The organism is Rhizobium sp. PL01, assembly GCF_033447125.1.
Taxonomy (GTDB): Bacteria; Pseudomonadota; Alphaproteobacteria; order Rhizobiales; family Rhizobiaceae; genus Pararhizobium.
In genome coordinates, this window is record NZ_JAWQUM010000001.1 from 185,984 (window position 1) to 208,462 (window position 22,479).

25 protein-coding genes are annotated in these 22,479 nt (G+C 59.4%); 17 read left to right on the top strand and 8 right to left on the bottom strand.

The annotated features are described in order from the left end of the window. Positions 1–169: 169 nt before the first annotated feature. Positions 170–1,459, top strand: coding sequence for an urea ABC transporter substrate-binding protein (gene urtA, locus R6X40_RS00805; protein ID WP_318410168.1), 1,290 nt, complete (start codon positions 170–172; stop codon positions 1,457–1,459). 2 nt (positions 1,460–1,461) lie between these two features. Here the strand turns inward: urtA and R6X40_RS00810 are convergent, their stop codons facing one another. Beyond that, complete coding sequence (locus tag R6X40_RS00810; protein WP_318410169.1) at positions 1,462–1,791, bottom strand: hypothetical protein; 330 nt, start codon at positions 1,789–1,791, stop codon at positions 1,462–1,464. Between R6X40_RS00810 and urtB the strand changes: the two genes are divergently transcribed. The 16 genes from urtB (at position 1,778) to ureG (ending at position 13,944) form a co-directional block, all read left to right on the top strand. After that, the gene (urtB, locus tag R6X40_RS00815) at positions 1,778–3,385 is read left to right on the top strand and encodes an urea ABC transporter permease subunit UrtB (RefSeq protein ID WP_318410170.1); all 1,608 of its coding nucleotides are present in this window, start codon (positions 1,778–1,780) and stop codon (positions 3,383–3,385) included. The two genes, R6X40_RS00810 and urtB, sit on opposite strands and share 14 nt — an antisense overlap. Beyond that, positions 3,382–4,575: an urea ABC transporter permease subunit UrtC gene (gene urtC / locus R6X40_RS00820; protein WP_318410172.1), complete on the top strand. Its 1,194-nt coding sequence runs from the start codon at positions 3,382–3,384 to the stop codon at positions 4,573–4,575. The genes urtB and urtC overlap by 4 nt, the downstream gene beginning before the upstream one ends. Before the next feature lie 5 nt (positions 4,576–4,580). Next, positions 4,581–5,333: an urea ABC transporter ATP-binding protein UrtD gene (urtD, locus tag R6X40_RS00825; RefSeq protein ID WP_318410174.1), complete on the top strand. Its 753-nt coding sequence runs from the start codon at positions 4,581–4,583 to the stop codon at positions 5,331–5,333. Positions 5,334–5,335: 2 nt separating this feature from the next. Further along, the gene (urtE, locus tag R6X40_RS00830; protein ID WP_318410176.1) at positions 5,336–6,031 is read left to right on the top strand and encodes an urea ABC transporter ATP-binding subunit UrtE; all 696 of its coding nucleotides are present in this window, start codon (positions 5,336–5,338) and stop codon (positions 6,029–6,031) included. 12 nt (positions 6,032–6,043) lie between these two features. Beyond that, positions 6,044–6,874: an urease accessory protein UreD gene (locus tag R6X40_RS00835; RefSeq protein ID WP_318410177.1), complete on the top strand. Its 831-nt coding sequence runs from the start codon at positions 6,044–6,046 to the stop codon at positions 6,872–6,874. A 25-nt stretch (positions 6,875–6,899) separates the two neighbouring features. After that, positions 6,900–7,202 (top strand): urease subunit gamma, encoded by a 303-nt coding sequence (locus R6X40_RS00840; protein ID WP_037099076.1) that lies wholly within the window; start codon positions 6,900–6,902, stop codon positions 7,200–7,202. A 9-nt stretch (positions 7,203–7,211) separates the two neighbouring features. Continuing rightward, positions 7,212–7,466 (top strand): DUF1272 domain-containing protein, encoded by a 255-nt coding sequence (locus R6X40_RS00845; RefSeq protein ID WP_318410182.1) that lies wholly within the window; start codon positions 7,212–7,214, stop codon positions 7,464–7,466. A 17-nt stretch (positions 7,467–7,483) separates the two neighbouring features. Next, positions 7,484–7,789, top strand: coding sequence for an urease subunit beta (locus tag R6X40_RS00850; RefSeq protein WP_318410184.1), 306 nt, complete (start codon positions 7,484–7,486; stop codon positions 7,787–7,789). Then, positions 7,786–8,217 carry a lysozyme inhibitor LprI family protein gene (locus tag R6X40_RS00855; RefSeq protein WP_412178300.1) on the top strand — a complete coding sequence of 144 codons (432 nt, stop codon included), beginning with the start codon at positions 7,786–7,788 and terminating at the stop codon, positions 8,215–8,217. The genes R6X40_RS00850 and R6X40_RS00855 overlap by 4 nt, the downstream gene beginning before the upstream one ends. 44 nt (positions 8,218–8,261) lie before the next feature. Then, positions 8,262–8,891 carry a Urease operon accessory protein gene (locus R6X40_RS00860; protein WP_318411257.1) on the top strand — a complete coding sequence of 210 codons (630 nt, stop codon included), beginning with the start codon at positions 8,262–8,264 and terminating at the stop codon, positions 8,889–8,891. 5 nt (positions 8,892–8,896) lie between these two features. Further along, entirely contained in the window at positions 8,897–10,606 is a 1,710-nt protein-coding gene (gene ureC / locus R6X40_RS00865; RefSeq protein ID WP_318410186.1) for an urease subunit alpha, read from the top strand. A 27-nt stretch (positions 10,607–10,633) separates the two neighbouring features. Beyond that, the gene (locus tag R6X40_RS00870; RefSeq protein ID WP_318410187.1) at positions 10,634–11,314 is read left to right on the top strand and encodes a TIGR02117 family protein; all 681 of its coding nucleotides are present in this window, start codon (positions 10,634–10,636) and stop codon (positions 11,312–11,314) included. Between the two features lie 188 nt (positions 11,315–11,502). Beyond that, complete coding sequence (locus R6X40_RS00875) at positions 11,503–12,042, top strand: peroxiredoxin (RefSeq protein ID WP_318411259.1); 540 nt, start codon at positions 11,503–11,505, stop codon at positions 12,040–12,042. A gap of 106 nt (positions 12,043–12,148) precedes the next feature. Then, a complete protein-coding gene (gene ureE / locus R6X40_RS00880) occupies positions 12,149–12,631 on the top strand; it encodes an urease accessory protein UreE (RefSeq protein ID WP_318410189.1) in 483 nt (160 codons plus the stop codon). Beyond that, positions 12,624–13,295 carry an urease accessory protein UreF gene (locus R6X40_RS00885; RefSeq protein WP_318411260.1) on the top strand — a complete coding sequence of 224 codons (672 nt, stop codon included), beginning with the start codon at positions 12,624–12,626 and terminating at the stop codon, positions 13,293–13,295. Before ureE ends, R6X40_RS00885 begins: the two co-directional genes overlap by 8 nt. 37 nt (positions 13,296–13,332) lie before the next feature. Then, positions 13,333–13,944, top strand: a complete 612-nt coding sequence (gene ureG / locus R6X40_RS00890) for an urease accessory protein UreG (protein ID WP_318410191.1) — start codon at positions 13,333–13,335, stop codon at positions 13,942–13,944. A 74-nt stretch (positions 13,945–14,018) separates the two neighbouring features. Here the strand turns inward: ureG and R6X40_RS00895 are convergent, their stop codons facing one another. From R6X40_RS00895 to R6X40_RS00925, 7 genes are all read right to left on the bottom strand, one after another. Beyond that, positions 14,019–17,324 carry an efflux RND transporter permease subunit gene (locus tag R6X40_RS00895; RefSeq protein ID WP_318410193.1) on the bottom strand — a complete coding sequence of 1,102 codons (3,306 nt, stop codon included), beginning with the start codon at positions 17,322–17,324 and terminating at the stop codon, positions 14,019–14,021. 13 nt (positions 17,325–17,337) lie between these two features. After that, complete coding sequence (locus R6X40_RS00900) at positions 17,338–18,528, bottom strand: efflux RND transporter periplasmic adaptor subunit (protein WP_318410195.1); 1,191 nt, start codon at positions 18,526–18,528, stop codon at positions 17,338–17,340. 365 nt (positions 18,529–18,893) lie between these two features. Then, a complete protein-coding gene (locus R6X40_RS00905; RefSeq protein WP_318410197.1) occupies positions 18,894–19,886 on the bottom strand; it encodes an ABC transporter substrate-binding protein in 993 nt (330 codons plus the stop codon). Between the two features lie 49 nt (positions 19,887–19,935). Further along, entirely contained in the window at positions 19,936–20,808 is an 873-nt protein-coding gene (locus R6X40_RS00910) for an ABC transporter permease (protein WP_318410199.1), read from the bottom strand. Continuing rightward, positions 20,805–21,689: an ABC transporter permease gene (locus tag R6X40_RS00915; RefSeq protein WP_318410201.1), complete on the bottom strand. Its 885-nt coding sequence runs from the start codon at positions 21,687–21,689 to the stop codon at positions 20,805–20,807. The genes R6X40_RS00910 and R6X40_RS00915 overlap by 4 nt, the downstream gene beginning before the upstream one ends. Before the next feature lie 2 nt (positions 21,690–21,691). Beyond that, positions 21,692–22,027, bottom strand: a complete 336-nt coding sequence (locus R6X40_RS00920; RefSeq protein WP_318410202.1) for a hypothetical protein — start codon at positions 22,025–22,027, stop codon at positions 21,692–21,694. After that, positions 22,024–22,446 carry a GNAT family N-acetyltransferase gene (locus tag R6X40_RS00925; protein WP_318410204.1) on the bottom strand — a complete coding sequence of 141 codons (423 nt, stop codon included), beginning with the start codon at positions 22,444–22,446 and terminating at the stop codon, positions 22,024–22,026. The genes R6X40_RS00920 and R6X40_RS00925 overlap by 4 nt, the downstream gene beginning before the upstream one ends. Between the last annotated feature and the right edge of the window lie 33 nt (positions 22,447–22,479).

Sequence of the window (22,479 nt, forward strand, 5' to 3'; positions counted from 1 at the left end):
CGACCGACCGGGTGTTCCGGCAAATGCGCCGATATCTGTGCTGCAGTGCACACTTCGCCCCCGTCTCTACGTCAATTGACGTATACAGAATTCGGACCTCGCAACGGATAGTTGCTACACGAACGGCACTCCCGAGCGCCGTCGTCAAAAGAACGAGAGGGGTTCACACATGAAATTCAAATCCCAGATCCTGGGCGCGTTCCTGGCTGGCGCGCTCGCCACCACGGCATTTTCCAGCGTTCAGGCCGCCGAAGACACGATCAAGGTCGGCATCCTGCATTCGCTTTCCGGCACCATGGCGATCTCCGAGACCACTCTCAAGGACGCCATGCTGATGCTCATCGAAGAGCAGAACAAGAAGGGCGGCCTTCTCGGCAAGAAGCTCGAGGCCGTTGTCGTGGATCCGGCATCCGACTGGCCACTGTTTGCCGAAAAGGCACGCGAGCTGATCTCGGTCGATAAGGTTGCGGCCGTGTTCGGTTGCTGGACCTCGTCGTCGCGTAAGTCGGTCCTGCCGGTGTTTGAGGAGCTGAACTCGCTGCTGTTCTATCCGGTCCAGTACGAGGGTGAGGAATCCTCGCGCAACATCTTCTATACCGGTGCCGCTCCGAACCAGCAGGCTATCCCGGCTGTCGATTACCTGATGAACACGGAAGGCGTCGAGCGCTTCGTGCTTGAAGGCACCGACTACGTTTATCCGCGCACCACCAACAAGATTCTCGAGGCCTATCTGATTGCCAAGGGCATTCCGAAGGAAGACATCCTGATCAACTACACGCCGTTCGGTTTCTCCGACTGGCAGACGGAAGTTGCCAAGATCAAGGAATTCGGTTCGGCCGGCAAGAAGACCGCCGTCGTCTCGACCATCAATGGCGATGCCAACGTGCCGTTCTACAAGGAACTCGGCAACAAGGGCATCAAGGCAACCGATATTCCGGTCATCGCCTTCTCGGTCGGCGAAGAAGAGCTTGCCGGTCTCGATACCAAGCCGCTCGTCGGTCATCTCGCAGCCTGGAACTATTTCCAGTCCGTCGATGCGCCTGCCAATGCCGAATTCATCAAGCAGTGGCATGCCTTCACCAAGAACGACAAGCGCGTTACCAATGACCCGATGGAAGCCGCCTATATCGGCTTCAGCGCATGGGTAAAGGCCGTCGAGGCTGCAGGCACGACCGACACCGACGCCGTTCTCGATACCATCATCGGCACCAGCGTTCCGAATCTCTCGGGCGGCTACTCCACCGTCATGCCAAACCACCACATCACCAAGCCGGTGCTGATCGGTGAAATCCAGGCTGACGGCCAGTTCGAAATCGTCCAGCAGACGCCACAGGTCGTCGGTGACGAGTGGTCCGACTTCCTGCCGGACTCGAAAGATCTGATCTCCGATTGGCGCAAGCCCATGTCCTGCGGCAACTTCAACGTTGCAACGGGCAAGTGCGGTGGCAAGGGTTCCTGATTTTAACGAATACCCGCCGATTTCATCAAGTTCAGCATATTCCGGCAATGGCCTGATGGCTGTTTCCCAAAATCCATTTTCATAACGTCCTGATGGAAATGCCAATACCCTCCGTCCAGCTCCACCTGGGCGGAGGGACTCTTATCCCCCACGTCTGGCATGTTTTCTGCATGGTTAGATTGGGTACGTGGTTTCGGATGCCAGCCCCGTTCGATGTGATTGCCGGGCGAGCGGATTGCGGAAATCTTAAGCAACAGCGTGGGCATGAAGCGTTTCCCGGCAATGCGCGGCGCCACGCCAACGAAACAAGAAGAGCTCATGTATCGCGCCATCCAGACCTTCCTTGTTGCTCTCTGCCTGCTTGTCAGTTGCCTTGCAACCGGCCTGCGTGCCCAGGAGGATATCCGGCCGCTGGTCGATGCGCTTGGTGCAACGGCCTTCCCGCAGAAAATCGAAGCCGTCAAAGCGCTTGCCACATCGGGCAATCCCAAGGTCGGCGACATCCTGCAAAATCTCAGCGACGGCAAGCTCTACGCGCCGAAGACCGGCGGAACTGTTTTTCTCGAAGGCCCGTCGGACGGTGCCTATCTCGACGTACTGACCGGTGCTGCAGCAACCGGGGTTCCCGGAAATCTTGTCAAGATCCGGCTGAACAACGGCCTGCGCGGTGCGATCGGCACGGCGCTCAGCCAGCTGACCCTTTTGAGCCCCGACCGCTCCGCTCGTCTGGCCGCATCGAAGGACCTGCTCAAGGACGCCAATCCGGACAATCTCGACCTTTTGAATTCAGCGCTGGCGCAGGAGAAGGATGCCGAGATCAAGGCGACGATGGAGGCGGCACGCGCCGTCATCCTGTTGAAGACCGATGCCAGCGCCGAAGACAAGAAAGCCGCCATCGACACAATCGCCGCGCGCGGTAATCGTGACGCGCTGACGATCCTGACGGCGGCGATGGAGACTGCGCCGGATGACTTGAAGCCGGCGATCCAGACACATATCAACGCGATCGGCCGCAGCCTTGCCGTCTGGGACGTCGCGCAGAACATCTGGTACGGCCTTTCGCTCGGCTCGGTTCTGCTGCTGGCAGCCATCGGCCTTGCCATCACGTTCGGCGTCATGGGCATCATCAACATGGCGCATGGCGAAATGGTCATGCTCGGCGCCTACACAACATACGTGGTGCAGCAGACGATCGCCGCGGTTGCGCCCGGCATGACCGATTTTTCGCTGGCTTTCGCTGTCCCCGCCGCCTTCCTGTTCACCGGTCTGGTCGGTGTCTGCATCGAACGCAGCGTCATCCGTTGGCTTTACGGCCGGCCGCTCGAAACGCTGCTCGCCACTTGGGGCATTTCGCTGATCCTGCAGCAGGCCATCCGTACCATCTTCGGCCCCACCAATCGCCAGGTCGATAATCCAAGCTGGATGTCCGGTGTCTTCGAGGTTGGTGGGCTTGCCATCACCTATAACCGCATGTGGATCATCGTCTTCTCGCTCGGTGTCTTCGTTGCGCTGCTCCTGCTGCTCAAGCGCTCCAAGTTCGGCCTGCAGATGCGCGCTGTCACGCAAAACCGCCGCATGGCTTCGTCGATGGGCATTCGCACGCCCTGGGTCGACGCGCTCACCTTCGGTCTTGGCTCGGGCATCGCCGGTATAGCGGGCGTGGCGCTCAGCCAGATCGACAATGTCTCGCCCAATCTCGGCCAGAACTACATCATCGACAGTTTCATGGTCGTGGTGTTCGGGGGCGTCGGCAATCTCTGGGGCACGCTGGTCGGCGCGCTGACGCTCGGTATCGCCAACAAGTTCCTCGAGCCTTACGCTGGCGCGGTGCTGGGCAAGATTCTCATCCTCATCTTCATTATTCTCTTCATCCAGCGGCGGCCACGTGGCCTGTTCGCGCTCAAGGGAAGGGCGATCGAACAATGATCACGCAAATGCTTTTCAGCCGGCACGAGAAGAAAACGGTCTGGGCCGTATTCCTGATCCTGCTTGCCGCAGCCCTCGTGCCGCTGGCCAATCTCCTGATCCCGGAAGGCAGTGCCTTCCATGTGCCCGGCTATCTCGTGCCGTTGCTCGGCAAGTATCTTTGCTATGCGCTGCTGGCTCTGGCGCTCGATCTCGTCTGGGGCTATTGCGGCATTCTTTCGCTCGGCCATGGCGCGTTCTTCGCGCTCGGCGGTTACGCCATGGGCATGTACCTGATGCGCCAGATCGGCGATCGCGGCGTCTATGCCAATGCGCTGCTGCCCGATTTCATGGTCTTCCTCAACTGGCAGGAATTGCCGTGGTACTGGTACGGCTTCAACCATTTCGCCTTTGCTGCGCTGATGGTGCTTCTGGTGCCGGGGCTGCTTGCCTTCGTCTTCGGCTGGTTTGCCTTCCGCTCGCGCGTCACAGGCGTCTATCTGTCGATCATTACCCAGGCGATGACCTATGCGCTGCTGCTTGCCTTCTTCCGAAACGAAATGGGCTTTGGCGGCAATAATGGCCTGACCGATTTCAAGGAAATTCTCGGCTTCAACGTGCAGGCGGCGGGCACGCGGGCGGCGCTGTTTGCTGCGACCGCCATCGCTCTGGCGCTTGCACTGGTTCTGAGTTCAGCCATCGTCCGCTCGAAATACGGCAAGGTGCTGGTCGGCGTGCGCGATGCGGAAAGCCGGACCCGGTTTCTCGGCTACCGTGTCGAGAACATGAAGCTGTTCATCTTCACCGTTTCGGCGATGATGGCCGGTGTTGCCGGCGCGCTCTACGTGCCGCAGGTCGGTATCATCAACCCCGGCGAGTTCGCTCCGGCAAACTCGATCGAAGTGGTCATCTGGACCGCAGTCGGCGGCCGGGGCACGCTGATCGGGCCGATCATCGGCGCGGTCCTCGTCAACTTCGGCAAAAGCGTCTTTACCGCTGCCTTTCCGGAGTTCTGGCTGTTTGCACTCGGCGCTCTGTTCGTCGCAACAACCCTGTTCCTGCCCAAGGGTGTTGTCGGCACCGTCCAGCAGTTCCTCGCCCGGCGCAAGGAACAGAGACAAGCCGATGCTGTCGAGCAAGCTTATCAGGACAAGGCAGTGGCCAAGACCTTGAAGCCGCTTGCAACCCTTGAACCCCAGGCTGCGGAGTAACACCGATGGATGAAAAGACCTCCCGCAGCCTTCTTTATCTCGATGGCGTTTCGGTGTCTTTCGATGGGTTCAAGGCGCTGAATTCACTGTCCTTTGTTGTCGAACCGGGTGAATTACGTGCCATCATCGGTCCTAATGGCGCGGGCAAGACGACGATGATGGATATCATCACCGGCAAGACCCGGCCCGATAGCGGCCAAGTGTTCTTCAACGGCGATATCGACCTGACGAAAAAGGACGAGGCGGATATCGCCCAACTCGGCATCGGCCGCAAATTCCAGAAGCCGACAGTGTTTGAAAGCCATACGGTCTGGGACAATATCGAACTGGCGCTCAACCGCAAACGGGGCGTGTTTTCGACATTGTTGTATCGCCTGACCCCGGCCGACAAGGCTCGCATCGAGGACATTCTCGACACCGTGCGCATGAGCGCGCGCAAGGATGACCTGGCCGCCAACCTTTCGCATGGGCAGAAGCAGTGGCTGGAGATCGGCATGCTTCTGGCGCAGGAACCGAAGCTGCTTCTGGTCGATGAACCGGTGGCGGGCATGACCGATGCGGAAACGGCCGAAACCGCCATCCTGCTCAAGGAAATCGCCAAGACCCGCTCGGTCGTCGTCGTCGAACATGACATGGGCTTCATCCGCGATCTCGGCGTCAAGGTGACGTGCCTTGCCGAAGGTTCCGTGCTCGCCGAAGGCTCGATCGATTTCGTCAGCAACGATCCGAAAGTGATCGAGAACTATTTGGGACGCTAATCATGCTCACGGTCGATAATATCAATCTGCATTATGGTGCCGCACAGGCGCTTCGTGGCGTCTCCATCACCGCACCGATGGGCAAGATCACCTGCGTTCTCGGCCGCAACGGCGTCGGCAAGACCAGCCTGCTCAGGGCGATCACCGGACAGCATGGCCCGAGTGCTGGAACGATCACGTTCAACGATACCGTGCTCAACGGCATGGCGCCCTATAACCGGGCCAAGCATGGCATCGGCTTCGTGCCGCAGGGCCGCGAGGTTTTTCCGTTGTTGACGGTGAAGGAAAACCTGGAATCGGGTTACGCGCCGGTGGCGCGCCGGGACCGCTTCATTCCCGAGGATATCTTCAACCTGTTCCCAATCCTGCGCTCCATGCTCGGGCGTCGCGGCGGCGATCTGTCGGGCGGGCAGCAACAGCAGTTGGCGATTGGCCGGGCGCTGGTGACGCGGCCGAAAATTCTGGTTCTGGACGAGCCGACCGAGGGTATCCAGCCATCGATCATCAAGGATATCGGCCGGGCGATCCAGTATCTGCGGGATTCCACCGGGATGGCAATTCTGCTTGTGGAACAATATCTTGACTTCTGCCGTGAGCTTGCAGACCATGTCTACATCATGGACCGGGGCGAGATCGTGCACGAAGGGCCGGCGGAAACGCTGGACACGCCGGAAGCGCGCCGTCACCTGACAGTTTGACGGCGGATTGGAATGGCTGAGGTAGCAAGTATCGCTCCGCAAAGGGCATGGGGCAAGGGGCGGCTGGTGGCCAAGCCTTTTGCCGGACGTACCCGGCTGGCCGAATTCTACCAGGAAGGCTGCGCCAAGATCCGGCTACCCGACACGTTCGATGCGACAATGGAAGCCGTGCTGATCAACAGCTCCGGCGGGTTGACCGGCGGCGACCACATGGAGTGGTCGTTTTCGGCCGGCGAGGGCACGCATCTGACCCTCACCACCCAGGCCTGCGAGAAAATCTACAGGGCCAGCGCCGGGACAGCTGACGTGACTGCGCGGATTTCCGTTGGCGCGAGAGCGACGGTGCATTGGCTGCCGCAGGAAACCATCCTGTTCGACAGGGCCTCGTTGTCGCGCAGGCTAGAGGTCGATATGGTCGGCGGGGCGGAATTTTTGGCTGTCGAGGCCGTGCTTCTGGGACGAAAGGCGATGGGGGAGGCGATGCGGGAAGGCCTATTCCAGGATCGCTGGCGCATTCGCAAGAACGGCGTTCTCCTGCATGCCGAAAACGTCCGGCTCTCTGGCGATATCGCCGGTCTGACGCAACAACTTGCCGTCCTTGGAGGGCAGGTGGCGTTTGCAACGCTGTTCTACACCGGCGCACATTGCGAGCAATACGTGGAAAAGCTGCGCACCCTGATTGGCGGCATCGGTGGCGGGGTGAGCCACTACCGCGTTGGGGGCGAGGACAAGCTGGTTGCCCGCGTCGTTGCTGCCGATGGCTTTGCCTTGAGAAAAATCCTCATCCCGGTCATTTCGCACTTGCGCAAGAGCGCCTCTGTGCCGAAAGTCTGGAACCTGTAATCGACACGCAATCTGGTGACCGCGCATGAACCTGACACCCCGTGAAAAAGACAAACTGCTGATTTCGATGGCGGCGATGGTCGCCCGCCGGCGGCTGGAGCGCGGCGTCAAGCTCAACCATCCCGAAGCGATTGCGCTGATCACCGATTTTGTCGTCGAGGGTGCCCGTGACGGCCGCTCGGTGCCTGACCTGATGGAGGCGGGCGCCCATGTCATCACCCGCGCCCAGGTGATGGAGGGTATCCCCGAGATGATCCACGACATCCAGATCGAAGCGACCTTTCCGGATGGGACCAAGCTTGTCACCGTCCACGAACCCATTCGCTGAGGAACCGGCATGCTGCAACTGAGACCCAATTGCGAATGCTGCGACAAGGACCTGCCGCCCGGCAGCCGTGAAGCGATGATCTGCAGTTTCGAATGCACGTTCTGCACACAGTGCGCCGCCGACATTCTCGACGGACAATGCCCGAACTGCGGCGGTGAACTTGTCCGGCGCCCGGTTCGCCCTGCCGCCAAGCTCGGCAAGTTCCCGGCATCCACCGAACGGGTTTTGAAGGCTGACGGCTGCGCGCCGATCAAAGCTGCCTGAACAGGAGAGACGATACGATGATCCCCGGTGAAATCATTGCGGCAAGCGGCGATATCGAGCTGAATGCCGGGCTGGAAACAGTGTCGCTTGATGTGTCCAACAGCGGCGACCGTCCTGTGCAGGTGGGTAGCCATTATCACTTTGCCGAGACCAACGCGGCCCTTTTGTTCGACCGGGCTTTGGCACATGGCAGGCGGCTTGATATCCCCGCCGGAACGGCCGTCCGTTTCGAGCCTGGGCAAACCCGCACCGTCACGCTCATTCCTTTCGCCGGCAAGCGCGAAGTTTATGGTTTCCGCCAGAAGGTCATGGGCAAGTTATGAGACAGCGGCTCGCCCTTGCAGGGATGATTGTCTTCGGCGTCTGCTCCGTTTTCTCGCCGGCATTGGCGCAGGAAGATGAGATCGATTGCGCCAGCGCGATGACCCAGGCGGACATGAATATATGTGCCAACAAGGATTATGAGACGGCCGATAACGCTCTGAATGCGGTTTACAAGAAAACTGTTGCCGCGATGAAGGATAAGGACAAAGAGCTTAGCGAGATCGACCCAAACTATGTCGGCGCCGTCGATGCCCTGAAGAAAGCCCAGCGCGCCTGGATCGATTATCGTGATGGGCAATGCGATCTTGCCGGGTTTGAGGCGCGCGGCGGATCGATGGAGCCGATGCTGGTTTCCGGTTGCCTGGCGGACCTGACGAAGAGGCGCACGGATGAGCTGAAGGCTTTGATCGAAGGACCTGGAAACTGAGGAGTTGGGGAGCTGAGGTGCCCGAGACGGTGAACCGGACCATCATGATCGTTGGAAACGGCCCGCTGCATGAGGGCGCTGCCGAGGCCATCGACGCTGCCGATCTGGTTGTTCGCTTCAACGATTGCCGCTCATTTGGCGCGGGTGGAAGCAAGACGGATATCGTCGCCGTGTGCAACACAGGGCGTCCGGCGCTGGCAATGCTGGGTGGCGGTGCGTGGAAGACCAATGCGGCAGTCCGGCAGGCGGGTGCGATCTGGTGTGTTCGCGATGGCGAAAAGTTTCAGGCGCTGCGGCCGCGGCTGACTGTCACGCATCCGGATCTCGATGATCTCTGCGATGACTATACCGATGGTTTTCGCGCCTTTGCCAAGGCGACTGGCCGTGTCTTTCATATCGTTCCGGCATCCACACATGAGGGTGTCGATGCCGGGCTGAGCCGGTTCGATGCAGATGCCTATGTCGTGCCGAGCAGCGGCCTGATTGCGATTGACGAGGTGCTGTCGCATTGGCGCCAGCCAGGTGATCGCGTGGTGCTCGCCGGTTTCGGCCATGCCGGCTGGGAGTGGCACCCATTCGCCGCCGAACGGCGCTATGTCGATGACCTGATTTCCAAGGGGCAACTCTTCCGCCTCGACCAGAGAAGTTTACCCGCCTTTTCCCAGGGAGCCTGAGAGCCATGTCCTATAAAATGTCGCGCGCGGCCTATGCCAGCATGTTTGGCCCCACCACCGGCGACAAGGTTCGGCTGGCCGATACCGAGCTGTTCATCGAGGTGGAGAAGGATTTCACCACCTATGGCGACGAAGTAAAATTCGGCGGTGGCAAGGTCATTCGCGATGGCATGGGGCAAAGCCAGGCGACACGCGCACAAGGTGCTGTCGATACGGTCATCACCAATGCGCTGATCGTCGATCATACCGGCATCGTCAAGGCGGATATCGGCCTGAAGAACGGCCGCATCGCAGCGATCGGAAAAGCCGGAAACCCCGATACCCAGCCGGGTGTGACCATCATTGTCGGCCCGTCCACCGAGGTGATTGCCGGCGAGGGCAAGATCGTCACGGCAGGCGGCATGGATGCGCACATCCATTTCATCTGCCCGCAGCAGATCGAGGAAGCCCTGATGTCGGGGATCACCACCATGCTCGGCGGCGGGTCAGGTCCGGCGCATGGCACGCTGGCGACCACCTGCACCGGCGCCTGGCATATCGAGCGGATGATCGAGAGTTTCGATGGTTTCCCGATGAACCTGGCGCTGGCCGGCAAGGGCAATGCCTCGCTCCCTGCGCCGCTTGAGGAAATGATCCTTGCCGGTGCCTCCAGCCTGAAGCTGCACGAGGACTGGGGTACGACGCCTGCGGCTATCGACAATTGCCTGTCGGTTGCCGATGCCTATGACGTGCAGGTGATGATCCATACCGACACGCTGAACGAAAGCGGTTTTGTCGAGGATACGATCGATGCCATCAAGGGCCGCACGATCCATGCCTTTCACACCGAAGGGGCGGGCGGTGGCCATGCGCCTGATATCATCAAGATCTGCGGCCAGTCGAACGTTATCCCGTCTTCGACCAATCCGACCCGGCCCTACACGATCAATACGCTGGCCGAGCATCTCGACATGCTGATGGTTTGCCATCACCTGTCACCGTCGATCCCTGAAGATATCGCCTTTGCCGAAAGCCGGATCCGCAAGGAGACCATTGCGGCGGAAGACATTCTGCACGATATCGGCGCTTTCTCGATCATTTCCTCCGACAGTCAGGCGATGGGCCGCGTCGGCGAGGTTGCCATCCGCACGTGGCAGACAGCCGACAAGATGAAACGGCAGAGGGGACGGCTGGCGCAGGAAACCGGCGACAACGACAATTTCCGGGTCCGGCGCTATATCGCAAAATACACCATCAATCCGGCGATCGCGCAGGGGCTTTCCCACGAAATCGGTTCGATCGAACCCGGCAAGCGTGCCGATCTGGTGATCTGGAATCCCGCCTTTTTTGGCGTGAAACCCGATATGGTCATCCTCGGTGGCATGATCGCGGCCGCCCCGATGGGCGACCCCAATGCCTCCATCCCGACGCCGCAGCCGGTGCACTACCGGCAGATGTTCGGCGCCTTTGGCAAGGCCCGGACAAATTCCTCGGTGACGTTCGTGTCGCAGGCATCGCTTGACGGTGGATTGCAGGCGCGCCTCGGTGTGGCCAAGCAACTGATCGCGGTGAAAAACACCCGCGGCGGCATCAGCAAGGCGTCAATGATCCACAACAGCCTGACGCCGCATATCGAAGTCGACCCGGAAACATACGAGGTGCGGGCCGATGGCGAACTTCTGACCTGCGAACCGGCGACCGTCTTGCCGATGGCGCAACGCTACTTCATGTTCTAAAGCGGATCGCAGATTAAGAGAATGCCGATGTCCTGGAGACGGCCCTTGCGCTGGCTGATCGTTGTCGTTTTCACGGCAGCGCTGGCTGTTGTCGCCGGGACATTGGTGCCGCGTCCTTTATGGCCTGCCACAAAAATAGATACGACAACCGGCAAGACGTATCGCATCCTCGTTCTGGCTAATCCCATCCACACGGACATTGCCATTCCCATCGATGCCGAAACGCTGGCACGTTTTCCGTTCCTCAGCGAAAGCGGCATGCCGGTTGCGCATCCTGATGCACGCTGGTTGGTTTTCGGTTGGGGCGGGCGGGCGTTTTATATTGAAACTCCAACGTGGTCGGAACTGAAGCCGGTGCCACTGTTCAAGGGGCTGACGATGGACCGTTCCGTCATTCATGCCGATGTGACGGGCGAGATCGTCGAACCCTCGGATGCGGTGATGGGTTACGAAATCGGGGCGGATGAGTATCAGCGGCTGCTATCGTTCATCGAGGCGAGCTTTACCCGGACGGATGGGCTGATCCTGCCGATCCCGGACACGGCCTATGGAGAGAATGACCGGTTTTTCGAGGCTAACGGCTGGTTCAGCGCTGTTGTCGGCTGCAATACCTGGACGGCGAAGGCGCTTCGCGAGGCGGGCTTGCAGACAGGCTGGTGGAACCCGTTGCCGGTTTCCCTGTCGAAGTCCCTGATGCTGTATAATTGAAATTGTTGACTTTTTGTCGCAGGCGCAGTCATGCGCAAGGCGCAGGTCAGCCATGCAGCGGGCCTTTTTCGGCGGGTTTATGCTGCATGACAGCACGACATGTTGTAAAAAGAAGTTCACCTCCTGTGCCGGGCTCCTCCCAAGACCTGCCGCGCAGGGCGTTCGTCTTTCAAGGAGTTTTTATCATGATCATTGGCAGAAAAGTGCCGTCCGTTACCTTCCGCACGCGCATCCGCGATGAAGCCGTTGGTGGCGCCAATCCATTCCGTTGGCAGGATGTTTCGTCCGCTGACTATTTTGGTGGCAAGCGCGTCATTCTTTTCTCACTGCCGGGCGCTTTCACGCCGACCTGCTCGACCTTCCAGCTTCCCGACTTCGAAAAACTGGCCGCCGATTTCGGTTCCGAGGGTATCGATGCGATCTACTGCATTTCCGTCAACGATGCTTTTGTCATGAATGCCTGGGGCAAATCGCAGAACCTCGAAAACGTCAAGCTTATTCCGGACGGTTCCGGTGAGTTTACCCGCAAGATGGGCATGCTCGTTTCCAAGGACAATCTCGGCTTCGGCATGCGCTCCTGGCGTTATGCTGCCGTCATCAATGATGGCGTCGTCGAGCAGTGGTTCGAAGAAGAAGGCTATTGCGACAATGCCGACAGCGACCCGTATGGCGTGTCGTCACCGCAGAACATTCTCGGCGCGTTGCAGTCGGACAAGATCGCGGCCTGAGCCGAGACACGGGTGATTTTCGTGAAATCCGGCGCCGGTCCTGTTTGGTCTGGCGCCGGATTTTTTTGTTGTTACAGTAGCATGAATGAATTTGAAGGCTCGCTGAATGCCCTATCGCTCGACTGAGATCCTGTCTCCCGGACCCGCGGACAAGACAGTGCTTCACACCATCGCGCTTGCCCATGACCAGCGGCATTTGCGGCGGAAATTGCTGCATCTCGACAATGACGACGTTGTCATGCTCGATCTCAAGGAAGCGGTCATGCTGGCCGATGGCGATCTTCTGGTGCTGGACACTGGCGATTACGTGCGGATCGCTGCAGTCGCTGAACCACTCTACGATATCCGTCCGCGTGATCCTCTCCACCTGATCGAGCTTGCCTGGCATCTGGGCAATCGTCATCTGGCTGCGGAAATCCGGCTGGATCGAATCCTGATCCTGCGCGATCCGGTGATCAGGGCAATGCTGGAAGGCCTGGGTGCAACACTCAGCGAGGTGACGGAACCGTTCCAGCCGATGCGCGGCGCCTATCACGGCTCCGGCGGTCATTCGCATGGACATGGCGGCCACCATCACGCCCATGACTGATCGGGCCGACACGCAGGCGCTGCTGCGGCTTGTGACGTGGATGTCGCCTGCCTTTCCTGTCGGGGCATTCTCCTATTCCGGTGGGCTCGAGCAGGCGGTGCATGATGGCTTGGTCACCGACGCGCCCGGGCTTGCGCGGTGGTTGCAGGTGCTGGTCGAGCACGGTTCGAGCTGGAATGACGCCGTGCTTCTGGCCGAGAGTTATCGTGCCTGTGGTGAGCCGTTGAGGCTCGCAGAGGTTCGGCAATTGGCTGAGGCGCTAGCTGGATCGCGGGAGCGTCATATGGAGACAATGCTGCAGGGTGAGGCCTTCCTGACGGCCGCCGCCCATTGGCCGCATCCCGGTCTGGAAACGCTGACCGGTGCGGTTGCCTATCCCGTCGCTGTTGGTGCGGTCGCGGGCTCGCATCGCACCGGGCTTGAACCGGCCCTTGCGGCTTATCTGCATTCGACCGTGTCCAACCTTGTCTCTGTGGCGATCCGCTGCGGCGTCATGGGACAGACTAATGGTGTTGGTGTCCTTGCCGAACTGGAGCCGATCATTGCCGGGACAGCGGTCAGAGCCTGTGCGAGCACGCTGGACGATCTTGGATCGGCGGCCATCACGGCCGATATTTCGGCACTGCGTCATGAGACACTGCATTCGCGGCTCTTCCGCTCCTGACGGTTTTTGAGCCCGCTTTCTTGAAAGGAATGTTGCGATGAAATCTGCCAATGGTCCCCTTCGCGTCGGCATCGGCGGTCCGGTCGGTTCAGGCAAGACGGCGCTGACGGATAAGCTCTGCAAGGCGATGCGCGAACACTATTCAGTCGCTGTCGTCACCAACGATATCTACACCAAGGAGGATGCCGAGGCGCTGGTGCGTATGCAGGCACTGCCGTCGGACAGGATCGTCGGCGTCGAGACCGGGGGGTGTCCGCATACGGCGATCCGTGAGGATGCGACGATCAATCTGCAGGCGATCGCCGATCTCAATCGGCGCATTCCGGATCTCGACATCATCTTCATCGAATCTGGCGGCGACAATCTGGCGGCGACCTTTTCACCCGATCTGGCCGATATCACCATCTATGTGATTTCCGTCTGCCAGGGCGAGGAGATCCCGCGCAAGGGCGGGCCGGCGATCACGCGCTCGGATCTGCTGGTGATCAACAAGAAGGATCTGGCACCCTATGTCGGCGCTGATCTCGGCGTTATGGAGCGCGATGCCAGCCGCATGCGCGCCGAGCGGCCCTTTGTGTTTTCCGATATGAAACGCGGCGAGGGCATCGAAACGATCGTCGACTTCCTGAGGGTCGAAGGCGGTCTCTGATATTCTTTGGTCGAACGCAAAAGCCCGGCGGCATCGAGGATGCCGCCGGGCTTTTTTGTGAGCGTTGGCGCAGATTATTCGGCTGCAAGCGCTGCCGGATGATTGATCACGTTGCTGGGGCGCTTCGGGCCTTCCAGCTTGTCGAGGCGCTTCTGCAACTCGTCGATCGTCTTGCTCTGATCGGTGACGATATCGGTGAGGGCAGCATTTTCCAGCACCTCCGTTTCCTCGTCCTTCTTGCCGACGAAGCGTCCGAAGATCTTGCCGAGCAGGCGGGACAGGTCGTCCATGATCAGGAAGAAGGCCGGTACGACGACGAGCGAGATGACCGTCGAGACGATGATGCCGCCGATGACCGCGATTGCCATTGGCGCGCGGAACGAGCCGCCTTCGCCAACACCAAGGGCGGAGGGCAGCATGCCTGCCGACATGGCGATGGAGGTCATGATGATCGGCCGCGCGCGTTTGCGTCCGGCTTCGATCATCGCTTCCGTCCGTTCCATGCCGCGGTGCATCATCTCGATTGCGAAATCCACCAGCAGAATGGCGTTCTTGGTGACGATACCCATCAGCATCAGGATGCCGATCAGCACAGGCATCGACATGGCATTCTGCGTCAGGATCAGGCCGATCGCCACGCCGCCAATCGCCAGCGGCAGCGAGAACAGGATCGTGAACGGCTGGATGATGTTCTTGAACAGAAGGATCAGAACCACCAGCACGAGCATCAGGCCGAGCAGCATGGCGTTGCCGAAACCGGCTTCCATTTCCGCCTGAACTTCCGCGTCACCGCTTTCAAGGAACTCGACGCCAGCCGGAAGCTTGGTTTCCCTGGCAATCTCCTTGAAGCGATCCGAAGCCGTATTGAGGGCGACGCCGATCGGCAGGTCCGCGCCCATGGTGACGACGCGGTTGCGGTCGTAACGCTTGATCGAGCTTGGGCCTTCCGAATAGTTGATATCGGCAACAGTCGAGATCGGCACCAGTGCACCGGCTGCCGTCTGAACCTTTAGATTGCGGATGGCGGCAAGGTCGGTACGGAAATTCGTATCCACCTGCACACGGATCGGGATCTGCCGGTCATCGAGCGAGATCTTCGTCAGGGCGGCATCGATATCGCCAATCGTGGCGACGCGAACGACGTCGGCGATCTGCGCTGTCATGATGCCGAGACGTGACATCTGGTCGGCGCGTGGACGGATCTGCAGTTCAGGCCGCGGCAGGGCGCCATCGGGGCTGACATTGGCAAGCAGAGGCTCGTTGCGCAGATTGGCTTCCAGCAAGGCAACGGCCGTGTTGAGGTCTGCGTCGCTCTTCGACAGAAGATTGAACGACAAGTCTCGTTCGCCACGGTCATTCAGCTTCAGAATCCGGACGTCCGGAATGGAGCGAACGGCGGCATAGACCTGCTTCTCGATTTCACCCTGCGGAATGATACGGCCGGTCGGCGGTAGTTTCGGCAGATACTGGCCGATCACCGGCAAGCGGCCGAAGACGTCGTTGACCACCTTGTTGAGCAGGGAATGGTCGAGCTTGGCCAGCATGATGGTAATCGTTGCGCGGCGCAGTTCGAGGTCGCCCTTCGGCGAGGCACCGCCGAGGACGAAGATGCCTTCGACGCCGTTGAGATCCTTGATCCGGGCGTAGATCTCTTCCGTCGTCTTGTCGGTGTCTTCCAGTCGCGCATCCGGCGGCAATTCGACAGACAGAACGATACGCGACGCATCCTCCGTTGGCAGGAAGCTGCCTGGAACGGTCATCAAAAGCATCACTGAGCCGATGACGAAACCGATGGCGGCGATCATCGTGGCATAACGCATGTACCAGCGCCGGGTCGTCGTGCTGACCAGCCAGGTATAACCACGCATGATCGCACCGTCGCTGTCATCGTGGTGACCGTCGCCGTCGCTGGATTTCATCAGATAGGCGGCCATCAGCGGCGTGATTAGCCGCGCGACCATCAGTGAGAAGAACACCGAGACCGCGACCGTCAGGCCGAACTGGATGAAGTATTGGCCGGGAATACCAGGCATGAAAGAGACCGGCACGAACACCGCAATGATCGTGAACGTCGTTGCGATCACGGCCAGGCCGATTTCGTCGGCGGCTTCGATCGCGGCCTTGTAGGGCGATTTGCCCATTTTTATATGCCGGGCAATATTCTCGATCTCGACGATGGCGTCATCGACGAGAATACCGGTCGCAAGCGTCAAGGCGAGGAAGCTGACCAGATTGAGCGAGAAGCCGAGCATATCCATGACCCAGAAGGTCGGAATGGCCGATAGCGGCAGTGCCATGGCTGAGATCAGCGTTGCACGCCAATTTCGTAGGAAGAGCATGACCACGGCAACGGCCAACAGGGCGCCTTCGAGCAGCGTGTGGATCGCGGACTCGTAGTTGCCGTAGGTATAGTAGACGGAATCATCGACCAACTCGATCGTCACGTCGGGATTTTTCGCCCGCAGTTCCGTCAGTGTCTTTCCGACTGTTTCCGCGACGGAGACTTCGCTTGCTCCCTTGGAGCGGAAGACGGCGAAGGTCACGACCGGCGTGCTGTTGAAGCGCGAAAACGACTTCGGCTCCTCGTAAGTGTCTTTCACCTTGCCGAGTTCGGAAAGGCGAACGAACCTGCCGTTCGGCATGGCGATCATCGTGTTCGCCAGGCCTTCGACCGAGCGCGCATCGCCAAGCGTGCGGATCGCCTGCTCGCTGCCACCAACCTGGCCACGGCCGGACCCGAGGTCGGCGTTCATTTTACGCAGCTGGTTGTTTACGTCCGAGGCGGTGATGCCGTAGGAATTCAGGCGGGCATCGTTGAGTTCGACACGAACTTCGCGGTTCGCGCCGCCGTAACGATCGATCCGGCCGATACCGGACTTGCCTTGAAGGGCGCGCTTGACCGTGTCATCGACGAACCAGGAGATTTCTTCAAGCGTCATGCCCGGAGACGAGACGGCAAACGTCTGGATTGCCTGCCCCTCGACATCGACCTTGGAGACGATCGGCTCTTCCACCGAGGCTGGTAGATCGCCGCGGATGCGATCGATCGCGTCCTTGGTGTCCTGAACGGCCTGGTTGGTCGGCACGTCCATCATGAACATCACGGCAGTGTTGGAAACACCGTCGCTGATGTTGGACGAGACGTGATCGACACCGGAAATGCCGGCAACGGCGTCCTCGATTTCCTTGGTAACCTGGGATTCAAGTTCTGCCGGAGCTGCGCCGCTCTGGGCGACGCTGATCGAGACGATCGGGACGTCAATATTGGGGAAACGGGTGATCGGCAGCGTATTGAAGGATGAATATCCAAGATACATCAACAACACGAAGGCGAGGATGGGGGCAATCGGATTGCGAATTGCCCAAGCTGAAAAATTCATACCGCTCTTCCCGTCAATTGGTCGCCGTGGCGGCGGATGTCACCGGATTGATCTTGTCGCCGTCGCGCACATAGGCGCCGGCCTTGGCGACCACCTTGTCACCGGGCTTCAAACCCGTGGTGATCTCGATGAATTCACCATCCTGAATGCCTGTCGTCACTTTTGTCAGATGAATAACGCCATCATTGACCATGCGCACGACCGTCTCGTTGCTTCCAACGGTAACGGCCGTCAGCGGCAAGACGATGGCCTGTTTTTCCTCGACGATGATCTGGGCATCGGCATACATGCCGACCCGGGCCTTTTCCGGCTCATTCAGCGAAATGTAGACGGCACCCAAGCGGGTCTGGGCATCGATCATCGGCGAAATCAGCCGGATCTTGCCGTCGATCCTTGTCTTGCCGTCGGCGAGTGTGACCACGGCCTTCTGGTCGATTGCGAGCTTGATGAGGTCGGCCTCGTTGATGTCAGCCCGCATTTCCAGCGCGCCGTCGCGAATGATGGTGAACAGCGGTTCGCCGGTGCCATTGGCTATGGCGCCGACCTTGGCGGTCTTTGCCGATACGATGCCGCTGACCGGTGATTTGACCGCAGTGCGGGCGAGGCGCAGATCCAGATCCGACATCTGGGCTTCGACGACCTTGATATCGGCCTTGGCGACGGCGATGAACTGTTCAGCCGAGTTGACCCGGGCAAGGGCGGCGGTTGCAGCAGCCTTTTCCTGATCCCGCTGAGCGGTCGAGATGGATCCGGCATCCGCGAGTTTCCTCGATCGTTCGCTGACCCGCACAGCTTCCTCGGCATTGGCCTGAGCTTCGGCAAGCAGGGCCTGGTATTGTGCGAGCGAGGCGCCGGCCTTGGCAAGGCTTGCCGCATACTGGCTCTTTTGCAGAACCAGCATGTCTTCGTTGAGGACAACCAGCGTGCTGCCGGCTTCGACCCGGTCGCCGATATCGGCATTCAGGGTACGGATCGACAACCCATCGACCTGCGGCGAGATGTAGGTTTCCTCCACGGCCTTGATTGCGCCGGTTGCGACGACGCGGTCGATGACCGGTTTGTTCTCCACCTGGGTCACGACAATGGATGGCAATGTCTGCGTGGCTTTCGGTGCGGCAGCCTCCTGCGCGACTGCGGTGCCGGACAGCAAAGTCAGCAGCAGGGCAGTGGAAATTCCAAACGCAAACGTCTTGTTACGGGCCATCGGCTCACTTTCCTCGAATTCCGGATAAATCAGTTCGCTGACGCCGAAAACCTTGCAGAAAAGGGTCTGTCGCCGTCATGTGCAGGAAAGGAAGGAAATAGCGCGTCGATGCAATTACGTTACGCGTAAATTTTCCTCCGCATCCTCCTCAGAATGCCTTCGGGCTCTATTTAGTTAGGCCGTTTCGGCTATGCAAGATGATAGAAAAAAAGAATGGTGCCTCATTATTTTATTTGTTGAGTCCGATCAATGCAACTTCTGTTTTATGTCTTTTTGTTGCGCATCCGGATTTTCAAGTGTTGCAAATGAGAAACGCGCGGGACCGGCCCGCGCGTTTCTTCCGTGAAAAGTATTACAAAAAACGCCTACTTGAGAGCGGCGTCGGTAATCTCATGTGTGAAGGCGCCTGATGGTTCCTTGCTGATAACGGGATCCGAGCCACCCTTTAGCAGTGAAGAAACGGTACGTTTGTAGTCGGCGTCGTCCAGCGCGCCGTTCGAGCCGGCCGTCAGTTTGGCAACTTCGCTCATCATGCGCTTTTGGTGTTCTTCCGTCTGGGCGCCCGTGGCGTCGTTTTCGAGAACGATGCCGGCTGCTTCGTCCGTATGCTCCTCAGCATATTTCCAGCCCTTCATCGAAGCGCGGACGAACTTGACCATCTTTTCCTTGAAGGCTGGATCCTTCAGCTTGTCTTCGAGTACATAGAGGCCGTCTTCGAGCGTTGCGACGCCCTGGTCCTGATATTTGAAGACGACCAGGTCTTCCGGCTTGATGCCGGCATCGATGACCTGCCAATATTCGTTATAGGTCATGGTGGAGATGCAGGCCGCCTGCTTCTGGATCAGCGGGTCGACGTTGAAGCCTTGCTTCAGCACCGTGACGCCATCCGGGCCGCCATCGGTTTTGAGCCCCAGCTGGCTCATCCAAGACAGGAACGGATATTCGTTGCCGAAGAACCAGACGCCGAGCGTCTTGCCCTTGAAGTCGGCAGGTGACGCAACGCCGGATTCCTTCAGGCAGGTCAGCATCATGCCGGATGTTTTGAAAGGCTGGGCGATATTGACGAGGGCGACACCCTTTTCGCGGGTCGCAAGCGCAGACGGCATCCAGTCGACGACGACATCGGCGCCACCGCCGGCGATGACCTGCGGAGGTGCGATGTCCGGGCCGCCCGGCTTGATCTCGACATCGAGGCCTTCGGCTTCATAAAAGCCCTTGTCCTTGGCGACGTAATAGCCGGCGAACTGGGCCTGCGTGACCCATTTCAGCTGCAGCACCACCTTGTCGGCGGCCATGGCATGGAATGCGGACAGCGAAAAAGCGCTTGCCAGCAGCAATGATGCAAGTCTCGTCTTCATGTCAGTTCCCTCTTTTTTGTTGTGCCCGCCCACCACGGACAGGCATTTCTTAAGCCGTCCGTGCGTTTCGCACGGACGGATGCCAGAACGTGACAGCCCGCTCGATGAGCGCGACTATCCCGTAAAAAGCGGAGCCAGCTACCGCCGCAACAGCGATTTCGGCCCAAACCATATCGACATTCATGCGTCCCACTTCGGTGGAGATCCGAAACCCCATGCCGACGATCGGAGTGCCGAAGAATTCCGCAACGATGGCGCCGATCAGCGCCAAGGTAGAGTTGATCTTGAGTGCATTGAAAATGAAAGGCCATGCTGCCGGAAGACGCAGTTTGACAAGCGTCTGAAACCAGCTGGCGGCATAGGTGTGCATCAGGTCGCGTTCCATCGAGCTTGCCGCGGCAAGTCCCGACACCGTGTTCACCAGCATCGGGAAGAAGGTCATGATGACCACGACCGCGACCTTGGACTGCCAGTCGAAGCCGAACCACATCACCATGATCGGCGCGACGCCGATGACGGGCAGGGCGGAGACGAAATTGCCGAGTGGCAGCAGCCCCTTCTGGAGGAAAGGCGAGCGGTCGATGGCGATGGCGACGAGGAAACCGAGGCTGCAGCCCAATGTGTAGCCGATGATCACCGCCTTGAGGAACGTTTGCTGGAAATCGGCCCAGAGCGTTGGAACGGAGTTGATCAGCCGTGTCCAGATCATCGATGGCGGTGGCAGAAGGACGGAAGGAACATTGAACCCTCGGACAATGCCTTCCCACAGAACCAGGATGCTAACGCCGAAGAGAATCGGTACTGCAAGGCGAACCACCCTGTTCGCGGATGGGTTCCTGAATTTACGGCGCACAAGCCATTCATTGGTTGCCCAGGCAGCAAGCCAGAAGGCGATGGCACCAAACAGAATACCGGACTTCATGGCTTCATCCCCATGCGCTTGAGGACGGCGGTTTGGGCAAAGCCGACGATGACCACCAGCGTGGCTGCGAGCGCTGCCGCCATGAACAAAGCCGACCATATCTGCACCGTCTGGCCGTAATAAGAGCCGGCGAGCAGGCGGGCGCCGAGGCCTGATACGGCACCGGTCGGCAGCTCGCCGACGATCGCACCGACCAGCGAGATGGCGATGGCGACCTTCAGCGAGGCGAAGAGATAGGGCATGGACGACGGCCAGCGCAGTTTCCAGAAGGTCTGCGCCGGGCTGGCATAATAGGTGTGCATCAGGTCGAGCTGGATTTGCTCGGGACTACGCAGTCCTTTCACCATTCCGACGACGATCGGGAAGAAGCTGAGATATGTCGAGATCAGCGCCTTCGGCAGCAGGCCCGATATGCCGATGGCATTGAGCACGACAATGATCATCGGCGCGATGGCAAGGATGGGGATGGTCTGGCTGGCGATCACCCAGGGCATCAGCGAGCGGTCCATGGCGCGGTTATGGACGATACCGACGGCCAAAAGAATGCCGAGCACCGTGCCGATGCCGAAGCCGAGAAGCGTCGCCGAGAGCGTGATCCAGGCGTGGTAGACGAGGCTGCGCTTGGAGGTGACCGGCATCAGGAACGTCGTATTCCAGATTTCAGCGATCACCTGATGTGGGGCGGGGAGAACCGGCCGCTGCTGGAACATGGTTTTCGGCAGGATTTCGGAGAAGGTAATCTCCGTTCCGGCGCGAGCGGCGGTGTCGCGCTCGAACGGCGCATTGAGGAAGATCACCGACACGTACCAGATGACGAGGACGGCAAGGAGGATGACGCCCACCGGCATGATCCTGTCTTTGAAAAGGTTTGGCTTTTCCATGCTCATGCCTTCCCGCCGGCTGGCATCAGCATCAACCCCATCGACACGACACCGAGGGCAACGCCCGCCAGTTGTGGCAAGGTCATCCGCTCACCGAAGACGGCAAAGGCGATGAAATTGACCAGAAGCAGCTGGGCGATAGCCGAGGCCGAAATGGCAAGCCCGAGCCCACCTTCACGCATCAAGCGCACCATCATCAGGTTGCCGAGGCAATAAAGCCCGAGCGAGAAGAGCAGGATCAGGATGTTGTTGGTGGAGACGTAATATCGCGACGCTGTGGCGCCACCGAGGAAAATGGCCATGGACGCGGCGAGCCAGAGGATGAAGGAGAGGTTCATGCGTGTGCTCCCGATGCCGTCCACTGAAGGAGGATATCGGGCAACCCTTCCTCGTTATCACCGGCGGTTCTTTTAACTTCACTAAACATCTCGCGCCTGTAAAATCGCTGTGCCGCGTTGTTGGCCTCAAATGTCCACAGCTGCAGTTTTTTCGGAAAGACAGTCTTGGCGCTGTCAATCAAGTGCTTTCCAAGACCGGCATTTCGGTGGGCTGGATCAGCATAAAGCGCGGTAACGTAGCCATCGCCTGAAAGAGCCATGAAAGCGCAGGCTTGGCCGTCATTTTCGGCGATCGAGACACGCCGCTCTTTGAAAACCACCTGGCAATAATAGCGTTCAACGTCATCATGGTCATGCACACGGGGCATCCATTCGGTCGCATCGATCCAGGCGTTCAGGATTGCGGCGCAAGCCGGCATATCCTTCTCTTCCGCGCTTCGGATGATGGGGCA

Bases quoted from the DNA above. Each gene is read 5' to 3' on its own strand.
- urtA (WP_318410168.1), top strand. From the start codon at position 170: ATGAAATTCAAATCCCAGATCCTGGGCGCGTTCCTGGCTGGCGCGCTC.
- urtB (WP_318410170.1), top strand. From the start codon at position 1,778: ATGTATCGCGCCATCCAGACCTTCCTTGTTGCTCTCTGCCTGCTTGTC.
- R6X40_RS00810 (WP_318410169.1), bottom strand. From the start codon at position 1,791: ATGGCGCGATACATGAGCTCTTCTTGTTTCGTTGGCGTGGCGCCGCGC.
- urtC (WP_318410172.1), top strand. From the start codon at position 3,382: ATGATCACGCAAATGCTTTTCAGCCGGCACGAGAAGAAAACGGTCTGG.
- urtD (WP_318410174.1), top strand. From the start codon at position 4,581: ATGGATGAAAAGACCTCCCGCAGCCTTCTTTATCTCGATGGCGTTTCG.
- urtE (WP_318410176.1), top strand. From the start codon at position 5,336: ATGCTCACGGTCGATAATATCAATCTGCATTATGGTGCCGCACAGGCG.
- R6X40_RS00835 (WP_318410177.1), top strand. From the start codon at position 6,044: ATGGCTGAGGTAGCAAGTATCGCTCCGCAAAGGGCATGGGGCAAGGGG.
- R6X40_RS00840 (WP_037099076.1), top strand. From the start codon at position 6,900: ATGAACCTGACACCCCGTGAAAAAGACAAACTGCTGATTTCGATGGCG.
- R6X40_RS00845 (WP_318410182.1), top strand. From the start codon at position 7,212: ATGCTGCAACTGAGACCCAATTGCGAATGCTGCGACAAGGACCTGCCG.
- R6X40_RS00850 (WP_318410184.1), top strand. From the start codon at position 7,484: ATGATCCCCGGTGAAATCATTGCGGCAAGCGGCGATATCGAGCTGAAT.
- R6X40_RS00855 (WP_412178300.1), top strand. From the start codon at position 7,786: ATGAGACAGCGGCTCGCCCTTGCAGGGATGATTGTCTTCGGCGTCTGC.
- R6X40_RS00860 (WP_318411257.1), top strand. From the start codon at position 8,262: ATGATCGTTGGAAACGGCCCGCTGCATGAGGGCGCTGCCGAGGCCATC.
- ureC (WP_318410186.1), top strand. From the start codon at position 8,897: ATGTCCTATAAAATGTCGCGCGCGGCCTATGCCAGCATGTTTGGCCCC.
- R6X40_RS00870 (WP_318410187.1), top strand. From the start codon at position 10,634: ATGTCCTGGAGACGGCCCTTGCGCTGGCTGATCGTTGTCGTTTTCACG.
- ureE (WP_318410189.1), top strand. From the start codon at position 12,149: ATGCCCTATCGCTCGACTGAGATCCTGTCTCCCGGACCCGCGGACAAG.
- R6X40_RS00885 (WP_318411260.1), top strand. From the start codon at position 12,624: ATGACTGATCGGGCCGACACGCAGGCGCTGCTGCGGCTTGTGACGTGG.
- ureG (WP_318410191.1), top strand. From the start codon at position 13,333: ATGAAATCTGCCAATGGTCCCCTTCGCGTCGGCATCGGCGGTCCGGTC.
- R6X40_RS00895 (WP_318410193.1), bottom strand. From the start codon at position 17,324: ATGAATTTTTCAGCTTGGGCAATTCGCAATCCGATTGCCCCCATCCTC.
- R6X40_RS00900 (WP_318410195.1), bottom strand. From the start codon at position 18,528: ATGGCCCGTAACAAGACGTTTGCGTTTGGAATTTCCACTGCCCTGCTG.
- R6X40_RS00905 (WP_318410197.1), bottom strand. From the start codon at position 19,886: ATGAAGACGAGACTTGCATCATTGCTGCTGGCAAGCGCTTTTTCGCTG.
- R6X40_RS00910 (WP_318410199.1), bottom strand. From the start codon at position 20,808: ATGAAGTCCGGTATTCTGTTTGGTGCCATCGCCTTCTGGCTTGCTGCC.
- R6X40_RS00915 (WP_318410201.1), bottom strand. From the start codon at position 21,689: ATGGAAAAGCCAAACCTTTTCAAAGACAGGATCATGCCGGTGGGCGTC.
- R6X40_RS00920 (WP_318410202.1), bottom strand. From the start codon at position 22,027: ATGAACCTCTCCTTCATCCTCTGGCTCGCCGCGTCCATGGCCATTTTC.
- R6X40_RS00925 (WP_318410204.1), bottom strand. From the start codon at position 22,446: ATGCCGGCTTGCGCCGCAATCCTGAACGCCTGGATCGATGCGACCGAA.